We start from the raw sequence: 10,853 nt of genomic DNA, 5'->3' as shown, positions 1-10,853 counted from the left end.
TGCGGTTGGTAGCCACTTATCAGTATATCGAAAGGAGTTTTTTATCGCTAAAGCTACTTCGTCCACGCGTAGAAACGCGCGGTTTTTTTGTTTCGCACGCTTTGCGAGCGAAACTGACTAAAGTCATAAATAAAAGCTGTGGTTGCCCACAGCTTTTAAGAGTCACTGATATTATTTTTCACTGTTCAGCTCATTGATCAACTGGTCGATGCGGCTGCCATACGCCACAGACGCGTCTTTTTCAAAAAAGAGTTCAGGTGTTTTGTAAGTGGTCAAACGGCTGCCAAGCTCTTTTCGAATCAAGCCCTTTGCTTTGTCCAGACCTTCCTGTGCCTTGTCACTGTCAGACGCTTTATCTGATAATAGACTGTAAAAAATCTTCGCCTGCTGCAAATCGCCGGTTACCGTAACATCAGTAATAGTAATGCCTTGAACACGCGGGTCGCGTATTCGTTTTTGAAGAATGTCGGTGACTTCCCGCATAATTTCTTGCGCTAGACGACGGTCGCGGTAGTTTGCCATGTCATTCGTTCCTTTCCTCACAATTTCAATCTTAGCTGATTTTTATTTCTTCCATAATGTAGCCTTCGATGACATCGTCAACTTTGATATCATTGTAGCCTTCAATCATGGCACCACATTCAAATCCAAGTTTGACCTCTTTGACATCATCTTTAAACCGTTTCAAGCTGGCCAGTTTACCTTCATGAATGACGATACCGTCACGAATCAGACGAATGCCGCCGTCACGGAAGATGCTGCCCTCAGTCACGTAACAGCCGCCGATAGTACCAAGTTTGGACACTTTGTATGTTTCACGGACCACCATTTGACCGGTGATTTTTTCTTCATACTCAGGGTCAAGCATGCCTTTCATCGCTGTCTCAATTTCTTCGATGACTTTATAAATAATCCGGTGCAGACGGATATCGACATGTTCCTGTTCTGCTTGTGTTTTAGCTTGCGGTGTCGGCCGGACGTTGAATCCGATAATAATCGCATTACTTGCCGAAGCCAGTGTGATGTCACTTTCGTTAATTGCACCGACTGCGGAATGGACGATTTTAATCCGGACTCCCTCAACATCGATTTTATTCAAGCTGGCTGCCAGTGCTTCTGCCGAGCCTTGCACGTCAGCTTTGATAATGACGTTAACTTCTTTCAGTTCGCCTTCTTTCAAGCTTTCAAACAAGTTGTCCAATGTCACACGGCTGCTGGCTGCGCGCTGTTCAAGCAATGCCCGTTTTGCACGCTCCTCACCTGCCGCACGCGCCGACTTCTCATCATCAAAGACCACGAAACGGTCACCTGCTTGGGGCACATCGTTCAAACCAGTGATTTCAACCGGTGTGGCCGGGCCTGCTTCTTTATCGCGGCGTCCGATGTCATTCGTCATGACCCGGACTTTACCAAACGTATTTCCTACAACAATCGGGTCTCCTACATGAAGGGTCCCATTTTGAATCAGCAAAGTGACAATCGGCCCTTTGCTCTTGTCAAGCCGTGCCTCGATAACTGTGCCGATGGCTTTTTGCGTCGGGTCAGCTTTCAAGTCTTCAACTTCTGAAACAAGCAATACCATTTCCAGCAGTTCATCGATGTTATCGCCGAACTTAGCAGAAATCGGGACAAAAATCGTGTCACCGCCCCAGTCTTCCGGAATCAGTCCGTGCTCACTCAGTTCCTGCATCACTCTATCAGGATTAGCTGTCGGTTTATCGATTTTGTTTACTGCCACAATGATTGGTACCTCTGCCGCTTTAGCGTGGTTGATTGCTTCAATTGTCTGCGGCATCACACCGTCATCGGCAGCCACTACTAATATGGTAATGTCAGTGATTTTAGCTCCACGCGCCCGCATACTGGTAAAGGCCGCGTGTCCCGGTGTATCAAGGAACGTAATCGGCTTGCCCTCAACATCGATTTGATAGGCACCAATATGCTGTGTGATACCGCCGGCTTCGCCCAAGGACACTTTTGTATGACGCAGAGTATCCAGCAGGGTTGTTTTACCGTGGTCGACGTGACCCATGATGGTCACTACCGGTGGTCTTGTGACAAGATTTTCTTGGCTCAGAGCTTCCGGCTCAAAGAATTTATCGATATCCGCAATGTCTTCTTGAATCTTTTCTTCCGCTTCAATGCCGTAATCCGCTGCAAGCAGTTCAATCGTATCTTTATTCAATGCTTGATTCTGATTGACCACGATGCCCAGCATAAACAGTTTTTTAATAATCTCTGCCGGCTCGCGGTAGATTTTCTTGGAAATTTCAGCCACGTTCATGCCTTCTGTATAGACAAGGACTTCCGGCAGCTCTCTAAACTTACGCGGTGGCACTGCCGGTTTGTTCGACTGCTGTTGTCCGCGCTTGCCTTTGCGGCCTTTTTTATTGAATCTATTTTTATTTTGGAAACTGCCTTGTTGTTTCCCACGGTTGTCCTGTCTGCGACCTGACTGCTGCTGACCCTGACTACCGCGCTGTTGCTGACCTTGACCGCCACGCTGCTGCTGGCTTTGGCCACCGCGCTGCTGTTGGCTTTGGCCACCACGTTGCTGCTGGCTTTGGCCGCCGCGCTGTTGCTGACCTTGACCGCCACGTTGCTGCTGGCTTTGACCGCCGCGCTGCTGCTGACCTTGACCGCCACGTTGCTGCTGGCTTTGACCGCTGCTGCGTTGCTGTTGGCCTTGACCGCCGCGCTGTTGCTGCCCTTGACCGCTGCGCTGCTGACTTTGACCGCCGCTGCGTTGTTGTTGGCCTTGGCCGCCTTGCTGCTGAGGCTTGCGGCGCTGCTGCTGAGCCCCTTTTTCAGAACGATTGGCCTGTTGATGTTTCGGCTGGTTCTGCTTAGGCTTGTCAGCTCCATCTTTTCTGTTCTGATTGGTGCTATTTGTTTTGTTAACCGGCTGATTGTTTTTTGTTTGTTTATTTTCCTTCACTGAACCACTACTTCCTATTTTTTTGCGAAGCGCTGCTTCATCTGATTCTGATAAAGAACTCATGTGGTTCTTTAGATTTATTCCAACTGAATGAGCTTTTGTGACAATCTCTTTGCTTGATAGATTTAGCTCCTTTGCTAATTCATACACTCTCTTTTTACTCATGCAATCACCATCCTATTCCTTGATAAGTTGTAACAACTTTTTCGCAAACCCGTCATCACAAAGCCCGACGATTGTCCGGTTCTTTCCGATTGCGTGACTAAGTTCCGCTTGTGAAAAACGGAATACAACAGGGGTTTTGTATGATTGACATTTGTCCGTCATCTTCTTCTTTGTATTATCGCTTGCATCTTCTGAAACGATGACTAATTTTACGTGATTTGCTTTGATACGTTTTAAGGTGATTTCTTCACCAGTTACCAGTTTGCCGGCGCGCATTGCCAGTCCGAGCAAGTTCAGCGCCTTTTGCCGTTGCGACATCATTTGCCAAACAATTCCTGTCTGGCTTTCTGGTGAGTCACGTAATCCAACAGTTCCTGATAAAATTCATCAGAAAGAGTGGTTTCCAGTACTCGGTCCAAAATCCTTTTTTCCCAGCTTTGTTTGACAACAGCCGGTTCGATACTCACATAAGCGCCTCTGCCGGAAAGCTTGCCGGTCGGGTCAATGGAAATGTCGCCTTCCTTTGAGCGCACAATACGAATCATCTCTTTTTTGGGCTTCATTTCATTCGAGACGACACACTTGCGCATCGGAATTTTTCGTTTTTTCATTTACTTCCCTCCCAGCTTAAGCTTCTTCGCTCTCTCCTGCAACATCATCTGCGTATATCTCTGTTTCAATGATCTCCTCTTCAACGACTGCTTCCTCTTCCAGTCCTTCCAAAAATTCGTCCATTTCTGATTCCGGCTTGATATCTATTTTATATCCCGTCAATTTGGCGGCCAATCGGGCATTTTGCCCGCGTTTGCCGATGGCCAGCGATAATTGATAGTCGGGAACAATCACCGTACACATCCGCTGGTCTTCCGCAAAAATGACATCAATAACTTGTGCCGGATTCAACGCGTTGGCAATAAACACTGCCGGGTCTTCATCCCATTCAACGATATCCATGTTTTCGCCCTTCAGTTCATTGACAATAGCCTGCACGCGCTGACCTTTAGGCCCCACACATGTGCCGACCGGGTCGATATTCGGGTTGTCGGAACGCACTGCGACTTTTGAACGGTCGCCTGCTTCACGGGCGATGCTGATAATCTCGACTTCCCCGTCATAGACTTCCGGAACTTCTTGTTCGAACAGACGCTTCAACAAATCAGGGTGACTGCGGCTGACATAGACTTGCGGACCTTTTGACGTATTTTCAACTTTTGAAATGAACACTTTGATCCGGTCATGAGGTTGATAAACTTCATTCGGAATCTGGTCCTGTTTGGAAAGAACAGCTTCTATTTTACCTAAATTCACGTAGATATAACGGCGGTCCTGTCTTTCCACAATGCCTTGCATGATTTCATTTTCATAAGCACTGAATTCATTATAGATGATATTTCTCTCAGCTTCCCTGACGCGCTGCAAAATAACCTGTTTGGCCGTTTGCGCTGCAATCCGCCCAAAATCTTTCGGTGTCACTTCAAAGCGGATGGAATCTCCTACTTCATAAGCCGGATTGATAGCAAGAGCGTCTTGCAGACTGACCTCCAGCTGTGAATCCATGACTTCCTCAGTGACTTCCTTAATGGAATAAATGTGGACATCGCCTTTTGTTTTATTGAATTCAATTTCCACATTTTGAGCTTGTCCGTAATGACGTTTGTACGCTGAAATCAGTGCTGCTTCAAGCGCCTCAATCACAATATCTTTCGAAATGCCTTTTTCTCTTTCAAGTGCGTCCAGTGCACCCAACATTTCTTTGTTCATGTTAACTGTTTCCTCCATTTTTAAAATTGAATAGCGTATCTCGCCTTTGAAATGTTTTTTCTGTCAAATGTTAGTTCTTTTTCAGCTGTTTTAATTTTTACCAGTAATGTCAACGTTTCTTCATCCACTTTTTTCAGAAACCCTTGATACTGTTTTTCACCATTTACATTTTGATACAGAGAAATATGAATATATTCATTGATGGCATGGATATAATCTTCTTCTTTCTTCAAAGGACGCTCTGCACCTGGCGAGGACACTTCTAAAAAATATGCTTGCGGAATTGGGTCTGGATCCAGTTGATCCATTTTAGCGCTCAATTCTTCACTGACAATGACGCATTCTTCAATATCAATGCCGCCGGGTTTGTCAATGAACACCCGCAGAAACCAGTTTTTTCCTTCCTTTACATACTCAACATCCACCAGTTCGAAATGATAGTGCGCCAGAATCGGACTAACCGTCTCACTAACTATCTTTACAACATTTGCCAATGCTTATCGCCTCCTTCAGGTTAAAAGGGATTTCCATCAAAAAGAGTGAGCGTTTGAACGCTCACTCTTTCACCCGTCATATCTTACATTTGTATTCTATCATAACTTTTCTGTTAGTTCAAGAAAACACGTTCCAGCGCGAATTTGTTAAAAATTCTTAAAAGATTCACGATTTAATCCTTTCTTAATTCCTATTTGCTATAGTACAATTCCCAGGGAGGTTATCGTGTATGAATTTATTCAATAAAATAACATTATCCGGATTAGCGATTGCGGGTATTTCCTGTCTGCAGGGGTACCGGGAAAACCGGACACTGCAAGTCGAATCGTTTACCGTCCGCTCTGATTGCGCACAACTGGCGGCTGAACCGATAAAAATCGCCCATCTCTCCGATTTGCAGTTCCCGCGTTTAAAACTGACCGAAGAACAACTCCTGAACCCGCTGAAAAAAGAACGACCCGATGTCATTTTCATCAGCGGCGACAGCATTGACCGGACTGAAACAGTCGCTTCGACCCGGCTGCGTTCATTGCTGCCGAAGCTGTGCGGCATTGCGCCTGTCTACCTCGTGCCGGGCAATCATGAAACTTCATCCGGTCAGTATGAACAGTGGCGACAGCTGGTCACCGCCGGACAAGCGACACTGCTTGAGAATCAGGCAACAGTGTTTCAAAAAAATAATGCCCGCCTCGCGGTTGTCGGCTTATTTGAAAAAAGTACGCGCCTGCCGGAAACGGAATATCGGCGGATCAATCCGACACTGCCGACTGTCATCATCGCCCACCACCCCGAAAAAATCGACAGTTATCTCGACCATTTTTCCGGTACCGCGCTGCTTGCTGTGTTTAGCGGACATGCACATGGCGGACAGTTTCGGATTCCGGGCATCGGCGGCGTTTTTTCGCCAGACCAGGGGGTGTTCCCAACCTATTCGAGCGGACGCTATCAATTTGACACAACCAGTCTGTTTGTGAGCCGCGGGCTGGCAAACAGCACCTTCCCAATCCGTTTGAATAATCCACCCCACTTACTGTTCGTGACAATTTGCTGAACTGAAAAAAAGAAGACGGCAACTGATGAAAACAATGTTTAACTTGTTTTCAGCAGTTGCCGTTTTTTCTTTACAGCATATCAAAGAGCGACAGCTGGTTTTCATCAGGCAGGCCCTTCAGCACGCCGTTTTCATTCATGAATTCGATCAAGGTCTTGGACACTTTGCCGCGTGTTGCGAGGTCTTCCTTGGACAGGAAGTCCTGCTCCTCTCTGGCAGCCACGATTTGTTTCGCCACGTTAATCCCCAGACTCGGTACTGACCGGAAAGGCGCAATCAGTGTGTCGCCGTCAATCACGAAGTTTTCCGCATCAGACTTGTACAAGTCGATCATCGCAAATTTAAAGCCGCGTTCCAGCATTTCATTGGCGATTTCAAGGACTGTCAGCAAGTTTTTCTCTTTAGTGGAAGCATCCATGCCTTTGTCCATGATTTCTTTCATACGTGCTTTTACGGCATCTTTGCCCGTTGCCATTGCCACTATGTCAAAATCTTCCGCTCTGACTGAGAAGTAGGCCGCATAATATAAAATCGGAAAATGCACTTTGAAGTAAGCCACCCGCAAAGCCATCAAAACATAAGCAGCTGCGTGGGCTTTAGGGAACATGTACTTAATTTTCAGACAGGATTCAATGTACCAAGACGGCACATTGTTCTTCTGCATTTCCTCTTGCCAGTCATCTGGAATCCCTTTCCCTTTCCGGACGCTTTCCATGATTTTAAAAGCCAGTCCGTCATCCAGCCCTGCATGAATCAAGTAGACCATGATGTCGTCACGACAGCCGATAACTTCTGCCAATGTCGCTTCGCCGCGCCGAATCAGTTCTTCAGCATTGCCTAACCAGACATCTGTCCCGTGTGACAAACCGGAGATTTGGAGCAGTTCCGCGAAAGTCGTCGGATGAGTCTGTTCCAACATCCCGCGTACAAATTTTGTGCCGAACTCGGGGATACCGAGCGTGCCTGTTTTGGAAAAAATCTGCTCAGGCGTCACGCCCAGTACTTCCGGTCCGGAAAAAATCTTCATGACTTCCGGGTCGTCCGTCGGAATTGTTTTCGGGTCGATTCCGGACAAATCCTGCAACATACGAATGACGGTCGGGTCATCGTGGCCCAGAATATCCAGCTTCAACACATTATCGTGAATGGAGTGGAAATCGAAGTGCGTCGTCTGCCACTCGGCATTCTGGTCATCTGCCGGATACTGGACCGGGGTGAAATCATACACATCCATGTAATCCGGAATAACGATAATCCCGCCGGGGTGCTGACCGGTCGTCCGCTTGACGCCCGTAGACCCTTTTGACAGACGGTCGACTTCGGCATTCCGGAAATGCAAGTTGTGGTCGCGCTCATATCCCCGCACAAATCCATAGGCGGTTTTATCTGCGACTGTGCCGATTGTCCCCGCACGGAACACGTAATCCTCACCAAACAAAACTTTCGTGTAATTGTGCGCCTGCGCCTGATAATCGCCTGAGAAGTTCAAATCGATATCGGGTACTTTGTCGCCGTGGAAACCAAGGAAGGTTTCAAACGGGATGTCGTGTCCGTCTTTTGACAGGCGCGTGCCGCAGTTTGGACACTCCTTCTCCGGCAAATCAAAGCCGGAGCCGTATGAGCCGTCTTCAAAAAACTCCGAATACTTGCAGTTCGGGCAGCGGTAGTGCGGCGGCAGCGGGTTGACCTCGGTAATCCCGGTCATCGTTGCGACAAAACTCGAACCGACCGACCCCCGCGAGCCGACCAAGTAGCCGTCTTCCAGACTCTTGTGGACCAGCTTTTGGGAAATCAGATAAATAACCGAGAAACCATTACCGTTAATGCTCTTCAATTCTTTTTCCAGTCGTTTTTCAACAATCTCCGGTAAATTCTCGCCATAAAGACGGTGGGCCTCAGTGTAACTTAAATCGGTGATTTCCTGTTCAGACCCTTCGATTTTAGGTGTGTACAATTCTTTTTTCACCGGCTCGACATCGTCACAAAGGTCGGCTATGGCCACACTGTTTTCAACAACAACTTTATGTGCCGTGTCGTCCCCTAGAAAAGCAAATTCTGCCAGCATTTCATCGGTCGTTCGAAAGTGCACGTCCGGCAGCGAATGGCGATTCAACGGATTCGCGCCGCCCATGGAATTGATTAAAATTTTCCGGTAAATTGCATCTTCCCGGTTTAAGTAATGGACATTACCTGTTGCCACTACTGGTTTGTCTAAATCGTCGCCGATTTGCACCAGGTTTTTAATGATTTCTTCCAAGTCTTCTTCGCTTTTGACTAATTCCTGTTCCAGCAGCGGGGCATAGACCGGCTTTGGCATGATTTCGATGTAATCATAAAACTTCGCCCGCCGTTTTGCTTCGTCAATCCCCTTTTGCATCATCGCCTCAAAAATTTCGCCATTGCTGCAAGCCGACCCGACCAATAAGCCCCGGCGGTATTTTTTTAATTCTGAGCGCGGGATACGCGGCACGCGGTAGAAGTAAGACACATTGGATTTCGAAATGAGTTTAAACAGATTCTTCAGCCCTTCCTGTGTCTGGGCAAGAATCGTACCATGAAACGGACGGGCGCGTTTGTACGCATCGCCCTCGCCGATCCGGCTGTTCAGCTCATCGTGGTAAGTCATGTCATGTTCTTCTTTGGCTTTCTTCAAAAAAATCCAGCAGAGCTGTGCCGTCGCTTCCGAGTCGTAAATGGCACGGTGGTGTTGCTCCAAGTTGATTTTATATTTTTTGGACAACGTATTCAGCCGGTGTGATTTCAAGTCAGGATGCAGCATACGTGACAATTCCAATGTATCAATGACCGGATTAGGCGCTTCCGGCATCTGATATTTTTCATAGCTCGTGTTTAAAAAGCCCATGTCAAAACTGGCGTTGTGGGCAACGAGGATGCTGTCGCCGCAAAATTCCCGGAACATCTCAAGAACTTCCTGCTCGCTTTTCGACCCCCGGACCATGTCATCCGTGATACCTGTCAAATTAATCGTTGTTTGAGACAGCGGGTGTCCCGGATCAATGAACTGTTCAAATGTTTCCACAATGTTGCCCTTATGCATCTTGACACCTGCCAGCTCGATAATGGTGTCATAGACAGCCGACAGTCCGGTTGTTTCCACGTCAAAAACGACATAAGTCGCTTCGTTCAAATCAATATGCGCTTCATTGTAAGCAACAGGTACGCCATCATCGACGATGTTGGCCTCGACGCCGTAGAGGATTTTGACGCCGTGTTTTTGCCCCGCCTGATACGCATCCGGAAAAGCTTGGGCACCGCTATGGTCTGTGACAGCAAGCGCCGGCATCCCCCATTTGGCGGCCTGTGCCACAAAATCGCCCACGCTGTTTGTCGCGTCCATCGTGCTCATATTTGTATGAAGATGGAGCTCCACACGCTTCTGATTCGCCGGTGCGGTATCTTGGCGGCTGGCATGTTTCACTTCAATCAAGTCTTGGGCGTTCATCACCAAGTCTTTCATGAACGTGTCCTCCTGAATGCTGCCGCGCACCCGTATCCAGCTGCCCTTTTGGATCGCTTCAAAAACAGCTTCGTCATTGCTGTTGTTGGAGAACTTTTTCACTGAAAAAGACGATGTGTAGTCGGTCATTTTGATAATCAGAATTTTACGGCCCGAACGCAGATCGCGCACTTCCTTATCAAAGATATAGCCTTCAATCGTAACCCGGCGTTCTTCTTCGAAAATATTTCCCATCGGTATAATCGGTTCATCCGCCGGAATAGTTCGTCCCAGCTGAATCGGACCGTTCAACACGGGAGTCTCAGCTTGCTGCTGTTTTTTCTGTTCGTTGCGCTCGACTGCTTCTGCCGCTTGTTTCATGAACATTTCAGTCTGTTCCTGCTGACGTTCATAAAACGCCTGTGCCAATTCCTCCGATTTTTCGGTATCGACCAGTGCCTCGATGGTGAACTTTGGAAAGCCGAATTGGCGGTAGTTCTCCTCTATCAGCGGCAAATAGTGTTTCTTCAAATAGTCAAGCATGCCGTCATTTTGAACCGTTAACATGACCCGCCCGCTCTCCAGCCGCGGCGATTGCTTGGTGAGCGTCTGTTTAATCAAGGGCGTTTCACAGTTTTCATTCTCCAAGCTCAGCAGCCAGTAGTCAGCCAGCTGGTCGCTGGTAAACGCCGCAGATGCCGAACTGATCGTCACCGATGTATCGGCAATCTGCTGAAATGCCAAGGCCAACTGCTGACATAAAAGCTGGTAAGCCGCGACGGGTAAAATCTCCGGGAAATGCAGTTTAAACTCCCACAAACGTCTCTGCTTATGGACAAGCACACGCTCAATGGTTCCTTGACGAAGCAGCGGCTGTTTATCGAGATAGTCTGTCAATCCAGTCTGCTGCAATAATTTTTCATATAGATGTTCTCCGCTCATTGTGTCTGTCCTTCCCTCTTTTTACATCTCATTCACATGAAAAA

At 47.6% G+C, this 10,853-nt stretch carries 8 protein-coding genes; 1 reads left to right on the top strand and 7 read right to left on the bottom strand.

Translation table 11 applies throughout. The features are described from left to right. Nucleotides 1-171 precede the first annotated feature (171 nt). The 6 genes from rbfA to rimP are packed head-to-tail and all read right to left on the bottom strand — an operon-like array spanning nt 172 to nt 5,358. Complete coding sequence (gene rbfA, locus CBF27_RS13380; RefSeq protein WP_126815141.1) at nt 172-522, bottom strand: 30S ribosome-binding factor RbfA; 351 nt, start codon at nt 520-522, stop codon at nt 172-174. A 31-nt stretch (nt 523-553) separates the two neighbouring features. Further along, nucleotides 554-3,103 carry a translation initiation factor IF-2 gene (infB, locus tag CBF27_RS13375; RefSeq protein ID WP_126815139.1) on the bottom strand — a complete coding sequence of 850 codons (2,550 nt, stop codon included), beginning with the start codon at nt 3,101-3,103 and terminating at the stop codon, nt 554-556. A gap of 12 nt (nt 3,104-3,115) precedes the next feature. Then, nucleotides 3,116-3,421, bottom strand: coding sequence for a YlxQ-related RNA-binding protein (locus CBF27_RS13370; protein ID WP_126815143.1), 306 nt, complete (start codon nt 3,419-3,421; stop codon nt 3,116-3,118). Continuing rightward, complete coding sequence (gene rnpM / locus CBF27_RS13365) at nt 3,421-3,714, bottom strand: RNase P modulator RnpM (RefSeq protein ID WP_126815137.1); 294 nt, start codon at nt 3,712-3,714, stop codon at nt 3,421-3,423. The genes CBF27_RS13370 and rnpM overlap by 1 nt, the downstream gene beginning before the upstream one ends. A 16-nt stretch (nt 3,715-3,730) precedes the next feature. Further along, on the bottom strand, nt 3,731-4,864 hold the full coding sequence (gene nusA / locus CBF27_RS13360; RefSeq protein WP_126815135.1) for a transcription termination factor NusA: 1,134 nt from the start codon (nt 4,862-4,864) through the stop codon (nt 3,731-3,733). A 20-nt stretch (nt 4,865-4,884) separates the two neighbouring features. Next, a complete protein-coding gene (gene rimP / locus CBF27_RS13355) occupies nt 4,885-5,358 on the bottom strand; it encodes a ribosome maturation factor RimP (protein WP_126815133.1) in 474 nt (157 codons plus the stop codon). Between the two features lie 230 nt (nt 5,359-5,588). On the opposite strand from rimP, the gene CBF27_RS13350 reads away from it, so the two are divergent. Further along, nucleotides 5,589-6,410 carry a metallophosphoesterase gene (locus CBF27_RS13350; protein ID WP_126815131.1) on the top strand — a complete coding sequence of 274 codons (822 nt, stop codon included), beginning with the start codon at nt 5,589-5,591 and terminating at the stop codon, nt 6,408-6,410. A 70-nt stretch (nt 6,411-6,480) separates the two neighbouring features. On the opposite strand, the gene CBF27_RS13345 is transcribed toward CBF27_RS13350, so the two are convergent. Next, a complete protein-coding gene (locus tag CBF27_RS13345; protein WP_126815129.1) occupies nt 6,481-10,809 on the bottom strand; it encodes a PolC-type DNA polymerase III in 4,329 nt (1,442 codons plus the stop codon). Nucleotides 10,810-10,853: the final 44 nt, after the last annotated feature.

Origin of the sequence: Vagococcus acidifermentans (genome assembly GCF_003987655.1) — a bacterium.
Taxonomy (GTDB): domain Bacteria; phylum Bacillota; class Bacilli; order Lactobacillales; family Vagococcaceae; genus Vagococcus_B; species Vagococcus_B acidifermentans.
This window is presented reverse-complemented; position numbering and strand designations above follow the sequence as displayed.